Source organism: Aliiroseovarius sp. S1339, from assembly GCF_023195695.1.
Lineage (GTDB): Bacteria > Pseudomonadota > Alphaproteobacteria > Rhodobacterales > Rhodobacteraceae > Aliiroseovarius.
Genome location: NZ_JALPQG010000006.1, coordinates 1 through 16701, shown reverse-complemented (window position 1 = coordinate 16701; position 16701 = coordinate 1). Strand labels below are relative to the sequence as shown.

General features: G+C 59.2%; 15 protein-coding genes and 1 pseudogene. 8 read left to right on the top strand and 8 right to left on the bottom strand.

Annotated features, from left to right (window positions below):
• Positions 1 to 31: 31 nt before the first annotated feature.
• The 5 genes from mreC to MUY35_RS10030 are packed head-to-tail and all read left to right on the top strand — an operon-like array spanning position 32 to position 5544.
• On the top strand, positions 32 to 982 hold the full coding sequence (gene mreC / locus MUY35_RS10050) for a rod shape-determining protein MreC (RefSeq protein WP_248367348.1): 951 nt from the start codon (positions 32 to 34) through the stop codon (positions 980 to 982).
• Complete coding sequence (locus MUY35_RS10045; RefSeq protein ID WP_248367344.1) at positions 979 to 1518, top strand: rod shape-determining protein MreD; 540 nt, start codon at positions 979 to 981, stop codon at positions 1516 to 1518. The genes mreC and MUY35_RS10045 overlap by 4 nt, the downstream gene beginning before the upstream one ends.
• Positions 1515 to 3470 (top strand): penicillin-binding protein 2, encoded by a 1956-nt coding sequence (gene mrdA / locus MUY35_RS10040; protein ID WP_248367341.1) that lies wholly within the window; start codon positions 1515 to 1517, stop codon positions 3468 to 3470. The genes MUY35_RS10045 and mrdA overlap by 4 nt, the downstream gene beginning before the upstream one ends.
• Complete coding sequence (gene rodA, locus MUY35_RS10035) at positions 3467 to 4615, top strand: rod shape-determining protein RodA (RefSeq protein ID WP_248367338.1); 1149 nt, start codon at positions 3467 to 3469, stop codon at positions 4613 to 4615. Before mrdA ends, rodA begins: the two co-directional genes overlap by 4 nt.
• A complete protein-coding gene (locus tag MUY35_RS10030; protein WP_248367336.1) occupies positions 4612 to 5544 on the top strand; it encodes a glyoxylate/hydroxypyruvate reductase A in 933 nt (310 codons plus the stop codon). Before rodA ends, MUY35_RS10030 begins: the two co-directional genes overlap by 4 nt.
• A gap of 14 nt (positions 5545 to 5558) precedes the next feature.
• Here the strand turns inward: MUY35_RS10030 and dtd are convergent, their stop codons facing one another.
• The 8 genes from dtd to MUY35_RS09990 all read right to left on the bottom strand — a co-directional run bounded on the left by dtd (position 5559) and on the right by MUY35_RS09990 (position 13476).
• The gene (dtd, locus tag MUY35_RS10025) at positions 5559 to 5996 is read right to left on the bottom strand and encodes a D-aminoacyl-tRNA deacylase (RefSeq protein WP_248367332.1); all 438 of its coding nucleotides are present in this window, start codon (positions 5994 to 5996) and stop codon (positions 5559 to 5561) included.
• Positions 5993 to 6676: a nitroreductase gene (locus tag MUY35_RS10020; protein WP_248367316.1), complete on the bottom strand. Its 684-nt coding sequence runs from the start codon at positions 6674 to 6676 to the stop codon at positions 5993 to 5995. Before MUY35_RS10020 ends, dtd begins: the two co-directional genes overlap by 4 nt.
• A gap of 9 nt (positions 6677 to 6685) precedes the next feature.
• Complete coding sequence (locus tag MUY35_RS10015; RefSeq protein WP_248367313.1) at positions 6686 to 7801, bottom strand: TFIIB-type zinc finger domain-containing protein; 1116 nt, start codon at positions 7799 to 7801, stop codon at positions 6686 to 6688.
• Positions 7802 to 7865: 64 nt separating this feature from the next.
• On the bottom strand, positions 7866 to 8978 hold the full coding sequence (locus MUY35_RS10010) for an SPFH domain-containing protein (RefSeq protein ID WP_248367310.1): 1113 nt from the start codon (positions 8976 to 8978) through the stop codon (positions 7866 to 7868).
• 27 nt (positions 8979 to 9005) lie between these two features.
• Complete coding sequence (locus MUY35_RS10005) at positions 9006 to 9959, bottom strand: DUF2927 domain-containing protein (RefSeq protein WP_248367307.1); 954 nt, start codon at positions 9957 to 9959, stop codon at positions 9006 to 9008.
• 22 nt (positions 9960 to 9981) lie between these two features.
• Positions 9982 to 11175, bottom strand: coding sequence for a toxic anion resistance protein (locus tag MUY35_RS10000; protein ID WP_248367292.1), 1194 nt, complete (start codon positions 11173 to 11175; stop codon positions 9982 to 9984).
• A gap of 17 nt (positions 11176 to 11192) precedes the next feature.
• Complete coding sequence (locus MUY35_RS09995; protein WP_248367274.1) at positions 11193 to 12077, bottom strand: 5-bromo-4-chloroindolyl phosphate hydrolysis family protein; 885 nt, start codon at positions 12075 to 12077, stop codon at positions 11193 to 11195.
• Positions 12078 to 12414: 337 nt separating this feature from the next.
• On the bottom strand, positions 12415 to 13476 hold the full coding sequence (locus MUY35_RS09990) for an alkane 1-monooxygenase (protein ID WP_248367272.1): 1062 nt from the start codon (positions 13474 to 13476) through the stop codon (positions 12415 to 12417).
• A gap of 147 nt (positions 13477 to 13623) precedes the next feature.
• On the opposite strand from MUY35_RS09990, the gene MUY35_RS09985 reads away from it, so the two are divergent.
• From MUY35_RS09985 to MUY35_RS09975, 3 genes and pseudogenes are all read left to right on the top strand, one after another.
• A complete protein-coding gene (locus tag MUY35_RS09985) occupies positions 13624 to 15309 on the top strand; it encodes an NAD(P)H-dependent oxidoreductase subunit E (RefSeq protein ID WP_248367269.1) in 1686 nt (561 codons plus the stop codon).
• A 125-nt stretch (positions 15310 to 15434) separates the two neighbouring features.
• The gene (locus MUY35_RS09980) at positions 15435 to 16070 is read left to right on the top strand and encodes a lysoplasmalogenase (RefSeq protein ID WP_248367266.1); all 636 of its coding nucleotides are present in this window, start codon (positions 15435 to 15437) and stop codon (positions 16068 to 16070) included.
• 72 nt (positions 16071 to 16142) lie between these two features.
• Positions 16143 to 16701 (top strand): annotated as a pseudogene (locus MUY35_RS09975) (signal recognition particle-docking protein FtsY); the annotation flags it as partial.

Below are 16701 nucleotides of genomic sequence, written 5' to 3'. Positions count from 1 at the left end.
CCGGTCTCGTCTGGGGTGACCGGAGGCCATTTTGGCAAAGAAGACCAATCAGAGCGACATATACGCCCGCCCGTTGCGCAGGCTTCTTGTCGGGATTCTGATGGTGTGTCTGCTTCTGATCTTTCTAGTCTGGCGTATTGACAGCCCGCGGGTTGAGCGGGTCCGGGCAAACCTTATTGACCGCGTTGTGCCAAGTTTCGACTGGGCCTTGGTGCCTGTCACCCGGCTTGTCGGCATGGTCGAGGATTTCCAGTCCTATCAACGCATCTATGAGCAGAACCAAGAATTGCGGCGCGAATTACAACAGATGAAAGCCTGGAAGGAGGCGGCGCTGCAGCTTGAACAAGAAAACGCGCAGCTATTGAACCTCAACAACGTGCGTCTGGATGCGCAACTGTCTTATGTGACTGGTGTTGTGTTGACCGACAGCGGGTCGCCGTTCCGCCAGTCGGTGCTATTGAACATCGGTGCGCGGGACGGGATCATTGATGGCTGGGCCACAACCGACGGGTTGGGGCTGGCGGGCCGTATCTCGGGCGTTGGGCAAAAGACCAGCCGGGTGATCTTGCTGACCGACAGCAACAGCCGTGTGCCGATCATGGTCCATCCCTCGGGTCAGACCGCGCTGCTGGTCGGTGACAATACAGCCGCGCCCCCGGTCGAGTTTCTTGAGGCACCCGAGAAGGTGCGCCCCGGTGATCGCGTGGTGTCTTCGGGCGATGGCGGGGTCTTTCCGGCCGGGTTGTTGGTGGGTCACATCGCGATGGGCACCGACCGCCGGTTGCGCGTCCGGCTTTCAGCGGATTACGAGCGGTTGGAGTTTCTGCGCGTGTTACGCAGCCACCCCGGCGAAAAGGTCGATGATGACGGTGCTTTGATCGTGTCGACCCCGGCATTGCCCCCCGCGCCCCAGACCACTACAGACGAGGTTGACCCGGGAGCGCAGACAGACGAGACAACGGATGAGGGAGCCGACGGATGACTGACCGTTTGACCCTGATGCGCTGGCTGTTTTCGATTGCGCTGGTCGCCATTGCGGCGGTCGTGCTGTTCGCGCGCCTTTTGCCGATTGACCTGACGCCGGGACGCATTCCCGGCCCCGATATTCTGCTGGCCTTCACCTTTGCATGGGTGCTGCGTCGCCCGGACTATGTGCCGGTTTTGCTGGTCGCAATTCTGTTCTTCCTGATGGATATGCTATTATTGCGCGTCCCCGGAGTGTGGCCCCTGATGATCGTTGCAGGATCAGAGTTTCTAAGACGTCGCGAACACGGCATGCGCGAACAGCATTTCCTTGTCGAATGGGGGCTTGTCGCGATGACCCTGTTGGCAATGCTGATTGGACAACGTCTTTTGTTGGCCGTGTTCTTTGTCGATCAGGTGCCGTTTGGCCTGGCGCTGATGCAGATAATCTCAACCGCGGCGGTTTATCCGATGATCGTTTTCATTTCGGTTTTCCTTCTGGGGGTCGAGAAGTTGCAGCCGGGCGATGACGTAATTGCGAGGCAGGCGTCATGAAGCGATCCCCAATTGATACCGAAAAAAGCGCGCGGGGTATCACGCGCAGGGGCCTGTTTCTGGGCGGACTGCAAGTCTCGTTCGCAGCGCTTTTGCTTGGTCGGATGCGGTTCATGCAGGTCGACCAGACCGAGGAATATCGCACGCTTGCCGAAGAAAACCGCATTAAGTTTCAACTAATCCCGCCGGCGCGCGGGTTGATCCACGACCGCAATGGCAAGTTGATCGCGGGCAACGAACAGAATTACCGCATCGTGCTGGTGCGTGAGGATGCGGGCGACCCCGCGAAGGTTCTGAACCGGCTGCGCAAGATCGTCTGGATTGACGACGAGGAAATCACACGCGTGCTAAGCGAAATGAAACGTCGCAGTTCATTCGTGCCGGTCACGGTGGCCGACCGCGTGGCGTGGGAAGACATTGCCGAAGTGGCAATCAACGCGCCTGTATTGCCGGGCATTACGCCCGAGGTTGGCTTGTCGCGCCTATATCCGCGCGCCTCCGACTTCGCCCATGTGGTGGGTTATGTCGGCCCGGTCTCAGACTATGACCTTAGCAAATTGGAAGACCCCGACCCGCTGTTGCAAATCCCACGCTTCCAAATTGGCAAAAGCGGGGTCGAGGCGAAGTTGGAACTTACCTTGCGCGGCTCTTCCGGCACGCGCGAGGTCGAGGTCAACGCGCTCGGGCGCGAAATGCGCGAGTTGGGCCGCGAAGACGGGCAGCCGGGCGACAACATCCAATTGACCGTGGATGCCGACCTGCAAGCCTATGTTCAGGCGCGGATGGCGGGTGAAAGCGCGGCGGCTGTCGTCATGGACACCCAGACGGGCGACTTGCTGGCGATCGGATCTGCACCGTCTTTTGATCCCAACAAATTTGTGCGCGGCATATCGGGATCGGACTATAGATCGCTTCTGAATGATCCATACCGGCCTCTTGCGGCGAAACCGGCGCAGGGCACCTATCCGCCCGGGTCGACCTTCAAGATGGTGACCGCTCTTGCGGCACTGGAAGAAGGGGTGATCGGCCTTGGTGAAACTGTAAAGTGCTACGGCCACCTTGAGGTGCACAAGCGGCGGTTTCACTGTTGGAAACGCGCCGGTCACGGCAAGGTCGACATGGTCAAAAGCCTGCGCGAAAGCTGTGACGTTTATTACTATGATGTCGCCCAGCGGGTGGGGATCGAAAAGATTGCAGCCATGGCTCGTCGTCTTGGGTTGGGCGACCGGCACGACCTGCCGCTGTCCGCCGTTGCCGAAGGGCTGGTGCCCGACAAAGCATGGAAAAGACAAGCGCGTGGGGCGGATTGGGTGATCGGCGACAGCCTGAATGCGGGAATCGGACAAGGCTTTGTTCTGGCCTCGCCGCTTCAACTGGCTGTAATGACCGCGCGGATTTCCACCGGGTTGGCTGTTTCACCGCGTCTCGTGCGTTCGATAAACGGGGTGGAACAACCCATTCTCAATGACGGCCCGATGGCGATCAGTGGGGAAAGCCTGCGTATTGTCCGGCAAGGGATGTACGAGGTGGTGAACGCCAAACGCGGCACAGGCGGGCGATCCAAGATCGTGGCCGAAGGGCTTCGCATGGCGGGCAAGACCGGCACCAGTCAGGTGCGCAACATCACCAAAGCCGAACGCGCGCGCGGCGTCAGCCGTAACGAAGACCTGCCGTGGAATCGACGCGACCACGCGTTGTTCGTGTGTTACGCGCCGGCAGAGTCCCCCAGATACGCTGTATCTGTGGTGGTCGAACATGGCGGCGGCGGGTCCAAAGCCGCGGCCCCAATCGCGCGCGATATTCTGCTTCAAGCCGTTTATGGCGGTGAGCCGCCGCTTGAAGCCTATCCCTCAAGCCAGCGCGGCACCATTCGATCGCGTCAACGCGAAATTGAGGAAATGCTTAGCCGCCCACCTGCCGAACGCTTTTCGGAAGGGAAAGATCAGGCATGAGTTATCTAGAGTATAACGTCAAATATGTGCCTGCGGGCCTACGAAAAGTGCTCTATATCAACTGGTTTCTGGTGCTTCTTCTGACGGCTGTGGCCTGTATGGGGTTCTTGATGCTCTATTCAGTTGCGGGCGGCAGTATGGAGCCGTGGGCGGCGGCGCAGATGAAGCGGTTTGCCCTTGGGATGGCCCTGATGTTCACCATCGCGATGGTGCCGATTTGGTTTTGGCGCAACATGGCGGGTCTTGGTTATATCCTGTCGCTGGGCCTGCTGGTTCTGGTTGAATTCATTGGCACATCCGGCATGGGGGCGCAGCGCTGGATTGATTTGGGGTTCATGCGTCTACAGCCGTCCGAGCTGTCGAAGATCACGTTGGTGATGATCCTTGCTGCCTATTACGACTGGCTTGATATCAAGAAGGTCTCGCGTCCGTTTTGGGTTTTGCTGCCGATCATCCTGATTTTGCTACCAACCGCTCTTGTTTTGCAACAACCCGACCTTGGCACCTCAATCCTGCTGTTGGCGGGCGGCGGGGCGATCATGTTTCTGGCTGGTGTCAGCCTTTGGTATTTTGGCGTAGTGCTGGCTGGCGGTGTCGGATTGGTGACATCTGTTTTCATGTCGCGCGGCACCGATTGGCAGCTATTGAAAGACTATCAATTTCGCCGCATTGATACCTTTCTTGATCCGTCGTCCGACCCATTGGGGGCGGGGTATCACATTACACAGTCGAAGATCGCGCTGGGGTCTGGCGGTTGGACCGGGCGGGGCTTCATGCAAGGCACGCAATCCCGGCTGAACTTCCTGCCGGAAAAACAGACCGACTTCATTTTCACGACACTGGCGGAAGAGCTTGGCTTTCTGGGCGGGGTGTCGCTTTTGGCGCTCTACGTGCTGATCCTCGCTTTCTGTGTGGCGGCAGCTCTTCAAAATAAGGACCGGTTCAGCTCGCTTCTGATCTTGGGCATTGCGGCGACGTTCTTTTTGTTCTTCGCGGTCAACATGTCGATGGTGATGGGCTTGGCCCCGGTTGTGGGTGTTCCGTTGCCGCTGGTAAGTTATGGCGGATCGGCCATGCTGGTGCTATTGGTCGGGTTCGGATTGGTGCAAAGCGCGCATGTGCACCGAGCAAGGCAGAAAAGATGAGTGTGAGCGTCCTTTACGCTGGTAACCTGAATTATTGGCCGATCTATGAAACCGAGTTGGGCGCGGCGCTGTCTGAGCTTGGCATCAAGGCCAACCTGTCGTATGATCTCGCCCCCGCCGAGGTAGATTACATCGTCTATGCCCCGAACGGACCGGTGCAGGACTTCACACCCTATACACGAGCGAAAGCTGTGCTGAGCCTGTGGGCTGGGGCAGAAAAGGTGGTCGCCAACCCGACATTGACGCAACCCTACACCCGTATGGTCGATAACGGCTTGTCGGAAGGTATGACCGAATGGGTCACGGGTCATGTGCTGCGCCACCATCTTGGCATGGATGATTATATTCACCGGACCGATCCGGTCTGGCATCGCGCCGCGCCGCCTTTGGCTCGCGATCGCACGGTCGGGGTTCTTGGTCTTGGGGCGTTGGGGGCCACTGCCGCGCAGGCGTTGTGCGCGCTGAATTTCAACGTTTGTGGGTGGAGCCGTACGCAGAAGGATATTGCAGGCGTCGATTGCTACAGCGCAGACGACGGGCTGCACACGGTCCTGTCGCGCGCTGAAATCCTCGTCTTGCTGTTGCCCCTGACCCCGGCCACCGAAAATCTTTTGAATGCCGAACGCCTTGCTTGGTTGCCCAAAGGTGCGGTGGTTATCAATCCGGGGCGCGGGCCATTGATTGACGATGCGGCATTGCTGGCGGCGCTGGATAGCGAGCAAGTTGGTCATGCGACCCTTGATGTGTTCCGGATTGAACCGCTGCCGGATGATGACCCCTATTGGGCGCATCCTAACGTGACGGTGACGCCCCATATCGCCTCTGACACGCGGCCCGCATCAGCGGCGCGTGTGATTGCGGAAAACATACGGCGGGGCGAGGCGGGCGAGCCGCTGTTGCATTTGGTGGATCGGGCTGTCGGTTACTAAGGTCTCGACCGTGCCTACATGTCCATCCAGATCGTGACAGGCCCGTCATTCACCAGCGAGACTTTCATATCCGCGCCGAACTGCCCTTGTTCTGTCGCGATCCCCAGCCCGCGCAGTGTGTTGGCGAAGTTGTCATAAAGCCGCTCGCCCTCGGCCGGGTTGGCGGCTGTGGAGAAGCCCGGACGGTTACCGCGGGATGTATCCGCAGCGAGCGTAAACTGACTGACCACCAGCGCGCCGCCACCCGTGTCGACTAACGAGCGATTCATCTTGCCGGCGTCATCTTTGAAAATGCGTAGTTTCGAAATCTTTGTGGCCAGCGCGTCGGCGTTCGCGACCGTGTCGCCCTCCATCGCGCAGACGAGGATCAGAAGACCCGCGCCGGTCTGCCCGACCAATGCGCCATCGACGTGGACGGCGGCTTCGCTGACGCGTTGGATCAGCGCTCTCATGTCTGATCCTTCGGACCATGCAGGCGAACCCATTCATCAAGCGGTGCCCGATCGGTGCGAAACCCGTTCGCTGGGTGGGTATCGTCGGCATACCCGAACGAAATGCCGCACAGGATGGTGCGGTCGCCAGGCAGTTTAAACCAGTCGCGCAGAAAGGGCGCATAGGCAGTAACGGCGGCTTGCGGGATCGAGGCCACGCCAAGCGCGGTGGCGGCCAGCGTGAAGCCGGTGACGAAGCCGCCGCAATCCAGATAGGCGTAAGCCCCCAGCTCGGCGGGAGCGGTCACCAGCGCCATGTGAGGTGCGCCAAAGAAATGGAAATTCTCCATCATCTGCCGGGCCGAGGCCGCGCGATCACCGCGCGCCACCCCAACGCTTTCGTATAGCTGCAAGCCACAGGTCTTGCGCCGTGCCTGGTGCTTGCCCGTGTAAGCGCTGGGCCAAGGGACGTCTGGGGTCTGTGCGCCAGTCATCGCGTGATCATACAGGGCTGCGCGCAGACGGTCCGTTTCAGTGCCCGTTGTCACATCGACCTGCCATGGCTGCGCATTGCACCAGCTTGGTACTTTCTGCGCGGCGGTCAGGATCTGCGTGATCACGTCGGCGGCCACTGGATCGGGTCTAAAAGCCCGGCAGGAAAAACGGTCGCTCAGCAACGCGGAGAAGTCTTCAAAATGCATCTTTGCGTCCTATTGGTTCTGCGCTGACACATAGCCGACAATGGCCGCAGCAATTAGCCCCAAAACGACCGCAAATGTGATCTTCCAAACCGAATAGGGTCGTTCGCCCTGCACCCGCCCGTTCTGTCCGTTTACCACAAACCGATAAGTTTTGCCCCGGTATTTATAGGCCGCAAGCCAGACCGGAAGCAGGATGTGTTTGAAGGTGACGTCTGATAATTTGGTATCCATTGAGGTCACGCGCTGGCGGTCGCCGCCAATGTCGAATTTCACATCGCGCAGGATGATCCGGTTCACATAGTCGCGCGCTTCGATAAAGCCTTGCTCCAGCTCAACCGTATAGCCTTCGGCCTGAAATCCGGCCAGATACTCAGGCCGGTAGGGTTCCAGCCGGGACAAATCCCACGGCTCCAGCGCGTCGGTGTATTTTTTTGGCAACCCGCGCGACGCCAGCACCAGAACGTCGTCGAAAAAGCGGGCCACACGTCCTGACACCGAACGCCATTTGACGTGCTGAGAGCGTTTTTGGCGGCGTTCTCCGTTGACCGTCACTGTGCGCACCCGTTCATGCACCGTGCCGCGCTGGCCGCGATAACTGGTGCGCGTGTCCGCGTCAAACGTCCAGTAGGGAACATAAATGCCGGTCATCTTGCGCCCCTTGCGCGCATAGTCGCGAAGGCCGTTGGGGGCGAACCACAGCCGCCCCAGCCAATCGGTCATCGCCTTACGAGCCTCGCGTTCCTCGACCTCGAACGGGGCAAGGCCTTTGGGTTTGAACCGGCGATGCGCGCCGGTGTCGGTGACGACCGGCGTTGCGCAGAACGGGCATTCAGACGCATGGGTGTCGCCATCAAATTCGATCAACGCGGCGCAGTTGGGGCAGGTGACAACGCGCGTCACCTCGATCTCGGTATCGGGCAGCTGTTGGGCCAGCGCGCGTTTGAGGTCCAGCTCGCGAATGACTGGCAATGTCGCGGACTGGTCCTCAATGGGCTGTTGATTTCCGCAATGATCGCAGGTCAGCAGATTGCGTTCGGGGTCAAATCGCAGATCCGCCCCGCACTGGTCGCAGGGAAAGCGATGTTCTTCCAACGGCGCTTGTGTGTCTTCGCTCGGAAAGGCCATCCGGATGCGTCTCTTTTTTCAGGCTGTAAGAAGGGAAGGGCGGCGCAAACGCCGCCCAAGGCAATCAAGCACCCGGAGGCGGTGGCGGCAGAACAGTGAAAAGCTGTGCCAGTTCCGCGATATCCTCGGCCCGTTTCCAGCCATCCTGACCGGGGGTCCAGACATGAGTGTCACGGGTCAGCCCGCCGGACGCGGCCATACGGCCAATGGCGGCCTTGGAAAACGGCCCCTTGGTTTCGCCATTATCTGCGACGTGCCAGACATGCTCAACCGGTGGCGGAGGAGGCGTCTGCGGGGCCGCAGCATGTGCCACACCCCACGGCCCGGCCTGCGCCATCTGGCCTGCCATCGCCATGCCCATTCCCATGCCAAGCCCTGCACCCATGCCACCACCGCCGGAGGGATTCTGCGCCGCTGCGGTCATCGCCTCAGCAGCCGAATACTGCGTGAATGCACCAAGATCGCCCGCCACGCCCATAGATGTGCGCTTGTCCAACGCCGCCTCAACGGCAGTCGGAAGTGAAATGTTCTCGATATAGAATTCGGGAATGATAAGGCCATATTCGGCCACGATCCCCGAAATCTCGGCGGCGATGATCTTGCCCAGATCAGCGGTGTTTGCAGCCATGTCCAGAACCGGGATACCAGCCCCCGCAATCACGCGGCTGAAGGCCTGTACGATGATGTTGCGGATTTGATAGCTGATCTCGTCCATGGTGAATTCGCCGTCAGTGCCGACGATTTCGACCAAGAATTTCGCCGGGTCTGATACGCGCACGCTGTAGGTGCCAAAGGCGCGGATACGGGTCGGCCCAAACTCGGGATCGCGCAACATGATCGGGTTCTTCGTGCCCCATTTCAGGTCATTGAACCGCGTCGTGTTGACGAAATAAATCTCGGATTTGAAGGGCGATTTGAAGCCGTGATCCCAATGGTTGATCGTGGTCAGGATCGGCATGTTGTTGGTCTCTAACATATAGAGCCCGGGGGTGAACACATCGGCCAACTGACCTTCGTGAATGAACACGGCCGCTTGACCTTCGCGCACGGTCAGCTTTGCGCCATATTTGATCTCGTGGTCTTCACGCTCAAACCGCCACACCATGGTGTCGCGGGTGTCATCCACCCAATGAATGACGTCGATGAATTCGCCGGTTAGAAAATCAAGAATTCCCATAGTTACGATCCCTCCCTGGGGTGCCGGTCATACTGAGCCGCCGGTCAGTTCGGCGGCAATTTGTTTGATGATCGGGCGCGCCTGATCAGCGGTCATGTTGGGGCGCAGCCGATCATCGTATAGCATGCGAAGCAGGTTTTCGTCATGCGTCGTGAGAAGGCCAAATTCTTCGTCATCATTGAAAATCGACGGGCGTGCCAGCGGGCTGTCATTGGACAGGCCCAGCCCTTGTGCAACCTCTTCATGAATGCAGGATGCACGCATCAAGTCTGGATGTTCGCTGCGAATGACGGCCACAGCCTGTGCAAACTGTCCGTTGTTGGCCGGATCGCGCCCAAAAACGAGGCAATATGTGTCGCGCGGCATATAGATCACCGCGCGTTGGCTTTGTGCGCTGATGCCGGGCACGACCCGTCGCAATTCCGGCCCAAAAGCTTTGCGTTCATCTTCGTTCAGGACATAGACACGGAAGTTTCCACCCCCCTTGGTCATGCTGATCGGGTGGCCTGTCACGCGGCCCAGTCTGCGGACAAACTTGGACAATACTGCCCGGTCATGCGATCGGATTTCATCCGAAACAGACGCACCGAACTGGATCGACACCCGCACTGGTTTTTCCCAGCGGGTCAGGCGCGAGGCACTTTCACGCGCGACCAAACGTCCGCCAGCCGAAGAATACTCCTGAAAGAGCGCGATACGTTCGAAATTGCGGGCCAGCATTGCGGCGCTGAACGGCACGTCTGCCCCGCCACCATCGGTTCTCAAAAGCCCCTGTGTCAGAAGGCTGCGTTGAACGCGGGTATAGTAAACCGCCAGCGCCGCGCTTTCGGCGCTGGGGACGATTGGCACCGACGCCGCACGCGGTTTTGGCGTCGGCGATTTCGGCAAACCGGTCGCGCCCGGCCCAACCGTTTGGCAGGCCGACAGTGCCAGCGTTGCCGCCAGCACACTGATTGCCAATTTCAAGGCGTTGCGCCGCATTCTGTCCCTTTCGCGCTTCGGCTTACGTGCTTGGAACCGCACTGGCCATATTGTGCGCCGATGCTGTGCCGCGTGCTGTTGCTGCGGCCAGTGTTTGTTTCAACTCGGCCTCCATCTTGATCAGCTCGTCTTCGGCAGCCGCGCGTTTTGCTTTGCCCTCGTCGGCAATGGCAAGGCTTTCTTCGATCGTGGCGATCAGCGTCGCATTGGCGGATTTCACAGCTTCAATATCAAAGACACCGCGTTCCATTTCCGTGCGCACCATGCGGTTGGCCTCTTGCAGGTTTTCTGCGTTTGAGGTCAGAAGCTCGTTGGTCAGGTCGGTCGCGTCTTTCACTGCCGCTGCCGCTTCGACCGACCGTTGGATGGTGACTGATTGCGCCAGTTGGGTTTCCCAAAGCGGCACAGTGTTGACCAGCGTTGAGTTGATTTTCGTCACCAGCGACTTGTCGTTTTCCTGCACCAGACGGATCGAGGGCAGCGATTGCATCGTTACCTGACGCGTCAGTTTCAGGTCATGCACCCGGCGTTCCAGATCGTCGCGCGCGGCGCGCAGGTCGCGAAGCTCTTGCGCTTTGATCACACCTTGTTCTTCGGGCGCATCCGCCACATCGGCTTCCTTGGCCGGGATGATCGTGTCATCGAGCTCGCTCAGCTTGGCTTCGCCTGCTGAGATATACAGCGCCAGCTCGTCATAGAATTCCAGCGTCTTTTCATACAGCTTGTCGAGCGATTTGATGTCTTTCAACAGCGTGTGCTCGTGGCCCAGAAGGTTGTCGGTGATCTTGTCGATCTGCCCCTGAACACCTTCATAACGTGCCATAAACTTGGCGGCAGGGGCAGCGCGACCCAGCAGTTTCTCCCACCAGCTGCGCTTGCGGCGCATATCCAGTTCGCTGATCGAAAAGCCGCGAATCGTGGTTACGATGTTGCGCAAACTGTCGCCCGCAGGGCCCACATCCTTGTTGCGCACACCAGCCAGCATGTCCTGGCTGATCACTTGCAGTTCAGCCTGTGCAGCCGAACCGAATTCGATGATCGACTGGGTGTTGTCCATGTCGATCTCGGCCATACGCTTTTCAATTTCGGCGCTGACTTTCTTGTTGGCTTTTTTCAGGGGCACCAGCGCATTTGTCGGCTCTGGCAGCACAACGGCGGTCACAGCTTCAATGTCTTTCAGGGCGGCTTCGGCCTTTTGGCGGGTCGTTTCGGTCATAGAAAAATCCTCACAAGTTACTCTGAGCGCACGCCTTCGCGTGCCAGTCTTTCGCGCAGCACTTCGATTTCGACATCAAGGCCTGTGCGGTTGTCGTTCAGGAATTGCTGGGTGCGGGCGGTAAAATTCGCCTCTAGATCATCCAGCAGGGTTTCATAATCAGCGCGCGCGCCGCCGCCGGGATCACGCATGTAGATGTCGACAAACTTGGTCGTCGCATCGCGTGCACCCAAAAGGTAGACGCCCAGGTATTTGCGCGCGGCGGTCAGGTCGCGCGGGTCGTCTTCGACTGTGCGAAACATGTCGCGGGCGGTGGAAATGAAGCGCTCCAACCGGGCTTCAAGGCGACGGTCTTTGGTGCGCTCAATCGCCTCCTTCATGGCGCGCAAGTGTTTTTCGGCCTCGGTGACCGCACGGGCCACACGATCGGTTTGAAATTCGTCAATATCGTCCAAGCCCTTGTGGCGCATGGGGTCCAAGCCAAAGGCAAACAGATGCAGGCCAAACCCAAGCAGGCCCAGAGCGGCGGCGATAATCGGTGTGCCATCAACCGAGCCTGCCAAAAACAGACCAACCCCGGTCAGGGCGGCACCGAACAGCTTGCGAGGGATGGCGGGGCGGCGCGCGATCTTGCGGGCGTCATATTCTTCATGCGCCAATACGCCTTCGCGCGTTAGCCAGGCGGCTGCGATCAATGCGCCGAATGCCAGCAGACGTAGGATAAGGTCGCCGGGGTCACGAAAAAACGCCAGAAAAGCCAGCGGCAATGGCGCGATGAACAGAAGGTTCACCCGCCCACCAGCGCGCGAGCGTGTTTTGCCATGGTAAGGCGACCGGCCAGCAGGCCCGGCATTTTTGTCAGTCCCTTTTGGGCTGAACTCTCCGCCGTAGCGTTGTGTCATTACGCGCCCCCTGTGATTGAAACATAGAGGATCAGCGCAACAAGTACGAAGAATGCGGTCTTCTGTAGTCCGTTTTCAGACAAGCCGGGGCCCTTTCTCGGTCACCGTATCATAGCCAATATAGGGCTGCATGCCGTGCATCGCTATGGGTTTGTTAATGGTGTGTTATCTAGGCAGTAACTTTGCATCCACAGGTTAGTGCAGTGTTCGATTGCGAATTGGTCAGTCCTTCGTCGCTCAGACACGCAGCACTATGCACCATAGTTGGTCGCGCTAACATGACAACGGGGAAAGCGGCCAATGGTTCCCCGTCGATGGCCCGATAGCGCGTGACGTGTCAGGTTGGTGCCGCAGCCTGCGCGCGCCAATTGCGCAAAGCCCGCCCCATAACCCGGTGCCACAGGGTTGGAATCAGGGCGATTGTTGCCATCACGGGCAGAGAATAAGGCAGCATCGGCGCTGTCGCCTCTGCCGGAAGGCTAAGGGATGGATAGGGCCGCATCGGATGCGCGTGGTGATCGGAATGGCGCGGCGCGTTCAGCATAAGATGCGATGAGAACCAGTGCGGCGCGTTCCAGCTGTGGGCTATGGCGACCGGCTCGTAATCTCCGTCCTCACGCTTTTCGCGCAACAGACCGTAATGCTGAACGTAGTCAGACAAAAGAAGTTGCATCTGTGCGTGCAGGCACAGCAGAAGATAGGCGATGAAGCCACCTATGCCGCCGATCCAGATAGCCAGCGCCATCATGAAAACCGCGCCAACGACATACAGAAAATAGGGGTTTATCGCGCGCTTCTGGCTGCGAGCAATGTCCTGCTTCTCCATCTCATAGCCCGCGGTGAAAGACCCAAACCAAGCGCGCAGGGCGAAGTCATAGAAGCTTTCGCCCTCTTCTGCGGTGTTGGGGTCATCCGGCGTCGCAACCCAGCGGTGATGCACTTTCGGATGTGCGGATGCATGATGCCCAAATAGAAGCGAGATATAGACCCATTTGCCAAGACTGCGCAGCTTCCAGCCGCTGCGATGGATCAGTTCGTGCGCGTTTGAATTAGACACCTGCCCGAAGAATAGCCCAGCCGCCAGAAAGAGCATGGCAGAGGCACCGACGCTTAACTGAATGCCGCCGCCAAGGGCGAACACCACCAGCCCCAGCAACGCGAAATGGCAGATCGCAAGCAGCGCAGATAATCTATCGGCGTCATCGCCGGTTTCGTCTTCGTCCAACGGTGGGGCGGTGCGGGCGATGATGCGATCCAGCCCGTGGGTCAGAAGGGTCATGTAAACAAGGGCTGCACCCGCAAACCATCCGCCAAACACCGCCCCCAAGCTGATCAACACGACCGGAGTCAGGGTCGCGATGGCGAATACCTTCAGAGGATGGGAGAAGATTGCGGTCATGGGGCTTCTTTAGATTGGCAGCGGGGTTTGCGGCAAATATCGTGGAAATAGCGAAGATACGCAATCCACCGCGCGTATGTCGCTTTTGGATAGCGTCGGCAGGGGCCCGTTGTCTATTGTGGGTTTGACATCACATTGGGGTTGGATATGGCGTTGGACGACAAAAAAGGTATCTGGAAATCGGGCAAGGGCAAGGGTCGGCGCAAGCCGAAGGGCCGTCAGGTCGATCCCGCCGCGCTGGAAGCCGTCCAAGCCATGCTGGGTGATCGTCCGCGCCGGCGCGATCTGTTGATCGAATTTCTGCACCTGATCCAGGACGCCCACGGCCACCTGTCCGCCCCATATCTGCGGGCCTTGGCGTATGAGTTGAAGATCGGTCAGGCCGAAGCCTATGAGGTTGCCAGCTTCTATGCCCATTTCGACGTGGTGCGCGAAGATGAGACACCTCCACCCGCGTTGACCATTCGTGTCTGTGACAGCCTGTCATGCGAGTTGGCCGGGGCGGAGACGTTGCAAAAAGCCCTTGAGGATGGGCTCGATGCCGCCGAAGTGCGCGTGGTGCGCGCACCGTGCATGGGCCGCTGCGATACAGCCCCGGTGCTGGAACTGGGTCACAATCACATCGACCACGCGACACCGGAAAAGGTGCAGGCAGCGATTGCCGCCGGGGAAACACACGCCAAACTGCCCGCCTATGAAGACCTTGCAGCTTATCGCGCCGCTGGAGGCTATGCCAAGCTGGAAGATCTGCGCGCGGGTGGCGATTGGGAGGCCGTGCAGGACGACGTGCTGGCCGCCGGTCTGCGTGGGCTTGGTGGGGCTGGGTTCCCGTCGGGGAAGAAATGGGGCTTTGTGCGCGCCAATGACGGCCCCCGTTATCTGGCGGTGAATGGCGACGAGGGCGAGCCGGGCACATTCAAAGACCGTTACTATCTGGAGCGCACGCCGCACCTTATGCTGGAAGGCATGTTGATCGCCGCCTGGGCGGTCGAGGCCGAGACCTGTTTTATCTACATGCGCGACGAATACCCCGCTGTGTTGGAGATCCTGCGCCGCGAAATTGCAGCACTTGAGGTCGCTGGCATTGTCACGCCCGGCTATGTCGACCTGCGGCGCGGGGCAGGTGCCTATATCTGCGGCGAAGAAAGCGCGATGATCGAATCCATCGAAGGCAAGCGCGGTATGCCGCGCCACCGTCCGCCCTTCGTGGCGCAAGTGGGCATCTTCGACCGCCCAACACTGGTGCATAACGTCGAAACGCTGCACTGGGTCACCCGCATCCTGCGCGAAGGCCCAGAAATCCTGACCTCGGTCGAAAAGAACGGCCGCACGGGGCTGCGCAGCTATTCCGTGTCCGGTCGCGTGGCCAATCCGGGCGTGCACCTTCTGCCCGCTGGCTCGACGATCATCGACATCATTGGAGCGTGTGGAGGCATGGCCGACGGGCACAGCTTCAAGGCCTATCAGCCCGGCGGCCCGTCTTCGGGGCTGCTGCCCGCGTCAATGGATGACATCCCGCTGGATTTCGACACGTTGCAGCCGCATGGCACGTTTATTGGCTCGGCGGCGGTCGTTGTCCTGTCTGATCAAGACAGCGCCCGCGATGCGGCCCTGAACATGCTGCGGTTTTTTGAAGATGAAAGCTGCGGTCAATGCACCCCGTGTCGATCTGGCTGCGAGAAGGCCGTGAAGCTGATGCAGGCGGATCGCTGGGATCAGGGCCTGTTGACAGAGCTGTGCACGGTCATGCTGGATGCCTCAATCTGCGGGCTGGGGCAGGCGGCCCCGAACCCGATCTTGTTGACCATGAAACATTTTCCGGACGAGGTGTAGGCGCGCCACAACCGGCGCTCTGCCAACGTCAACCTTGACCGACACCCTTTGTCACACATCGCTGTGACAAAGGGGTTTTCGCATGCAAACCCTTGGTTAACCTACGCTGCGGTAATGAGGAACCCATGACTCAACTGGCGATGATCCTTGGCGTTCTCGTGGCGCTTGCGTATTTTCCACGCACTGAAGCGGCACCAAGCTGGCCGCGTTCGATCATCAAGACAATCCCGCTATTGCTGTTCTCATTGTCTGCCTATCTGGAGGGCGTCGGCGCATTTCTGGTGGCGGGCCTGTTCCTGTCCGCTTTGGGTGATTTCGGCCTGTCGCGCGATGGCGATGCGCCGTTTCTCTACGGATTAGCGGCCTTCGCATTGGCGCACTTGGTTTACATTCTTCATTTCATGAGCGTGTCAAATGCCCCCCTGTGGGACGCGTTTTCGTCTGCCCCTGTGGCCGCGATCATTCTGGTGGCTCTGATGGTCTCGACCGAACTGTGGCTGGCCACACATACCGGGCATCTGCAATGGCCAGTGCGTATCTATGTGGTGATCATCGGCGCGATGGGCTTGGCGGCCCTGACGCTTCCCTTCGGATGGATGGTGATCGGCGCGGCGTTGTTCATCGTGTCTGACGTAATCTTGGCGATCAATCTGTTTCGAATGTCAGATACCCATCACCACCGCATGAAGGCCGGGTACGCGGTCTGGACGCTCTATGTTGCTGGGCAGGTTTTGATCCTGTGGGGTGGCATGCTGGGATGAACGCCTACGCTGCCCCCTTCCATCCGACACTTATGTGTCATAGTTGGATAGAAAGCGATCAAGAGGGCGCACATGGCTTTTTTCTCGAAACTCAAAGAACGTCTGTTCAAATCCTCATCCAAGCTTGAAGAGGGGCTTGAGGCCATCGTCGAGGATGGCGGTGAGGAAGAACTGGTTGTGGCGACGCAAGACGAGGTCGTGGAAACCGCCGCGCCGGACGTCGTTGATATTGAGACAGCCCCAGATGACGTAATTCCTGAGCCTGAGCCTGAGCCTGAGCCTGAGCCTGAATTTGATCAGGCGACCGCCGATGCGGAATATGAAGCCCTCATGGCCGACATGGCAGAAGTAACGCCCGAACAGGCTGCTGCTGCGGAGGCTTTGGAGCCTTGGGTCGAGCCGGAGGACGGCATTGACGCCTCGTTGGAAGAGCAGCTTGATGAGATCGAGGGCGCAATTGAAAACTTGGTAGAACCTGCCAATGATGCGACGTCCGAAAAGGCCCTTGAGGCGCCGGAAGAGGTCGTGGAGGTTTCACCCGAACCCGAACCCGAACCCGAACCCGAACCCGAACCCGAACCCGAACCCGAACCCGAACCCGAACCCGAACCCGAACCCGAACCCGAACCCG

Bases quoted from the DNA above. Each gene is read 5' to 3' on its own strand.
- MUY35_RS10045 (WP_248367344.1), top strand. From the start codon at position 979: ATGACTGACCGTTTGACCCTGATGCGCTGGCTGTTTTCGATTGCGCTG.
- mrdA (WP_248367341.1), top strand. From the start codon at position 1,515: ATGAAGCGATCCCCAATTGATACCGAAAAAAGCGCGCGGGGTATCACG.
- rodA (WP_248367338.1), top strand. From the start codon at position 3,467: ATGAGTTATCTAGAGTATAACGTCAAATATGTGCCTGCGGGCCTACGA.
- MUY35_RS10030 (WP_248367336.1), top strand. From the start codon at position 4,612: ATGAGTGTGAGCGTCCTTTACGCTGGTAACCTGAATTATTGGCCGATC.
- dtd (WP_248367332.1), bottom strand. From the start codon at position 5,996: ATGAGAGCGCTGATCCAACGCGTCAGCGAAGCCGCCGTCCACGTCGAT.
- MUY35_RS10020 (WP_248367316.1), bottom strand. From the start codon at position 6,676: ATGCATTTTGAAGACTTCTCCGCGTTGCTGAGCGACCGTTTTTCCTGC.
- MUY35_RS10015 (WP_248367313.1), bottom strand. From the start codon at position 7,801: ATGGCCTTTCCGAGCGAAGACACACAAGCGCCGTTGGAAGAACATCGC.
- MUY35_RS10010 (WP_248367310.1), bottom strand. From the start codon at position 8,978: ATGGGAATTCTTGATTTTCTAACCGGCGAATTCATCGACGTCATTCAT.
- MUY35_RS10005 (WP_248367307.1), bottom strand. From the start codon at position 9,959: ATGCGGCGCAACGCCTTGAAATTGGCAATCAGTGTGCTGGCGGCAACG.
- MUY35_RS10000 (WP_248367292.1), bottom strand. From the start codon at position 11,175: ATGACCGAAACGACCCGCCAAAAGGCCGAAGCCGCCCTGAAAGACATT.
- MUY35_RS09995 (WP_248367274.1), bottom strand. From the start codon at position 12,077: ATGACACAACGCTACGGCGGAGAGTTCAGCCCAAAAGGGACTGACAAA.
- MUY35_RS09990 (WP_248367272.1), bottom strand. From the start codon at position 13,476: ATGACCGCAATCTTCTCCCATCCTCTGAAGGTATTCGCCATCGCGACC.
- MUY35_RS09985 (WP_248367269.1), top strand. From the start codon at position 13,624: ATGGCGTTGGACGACAAAAAAGGTATCTGGAAATCGGGCAAGGGCAAG.
- MUY35_RS09980 (WP_248367266.1), top strand. From the start codon at position 15,435: ATGACTCAACTGGCGATGATCCTTGGCGTTCTCGTGGCGCTTGCGTAT.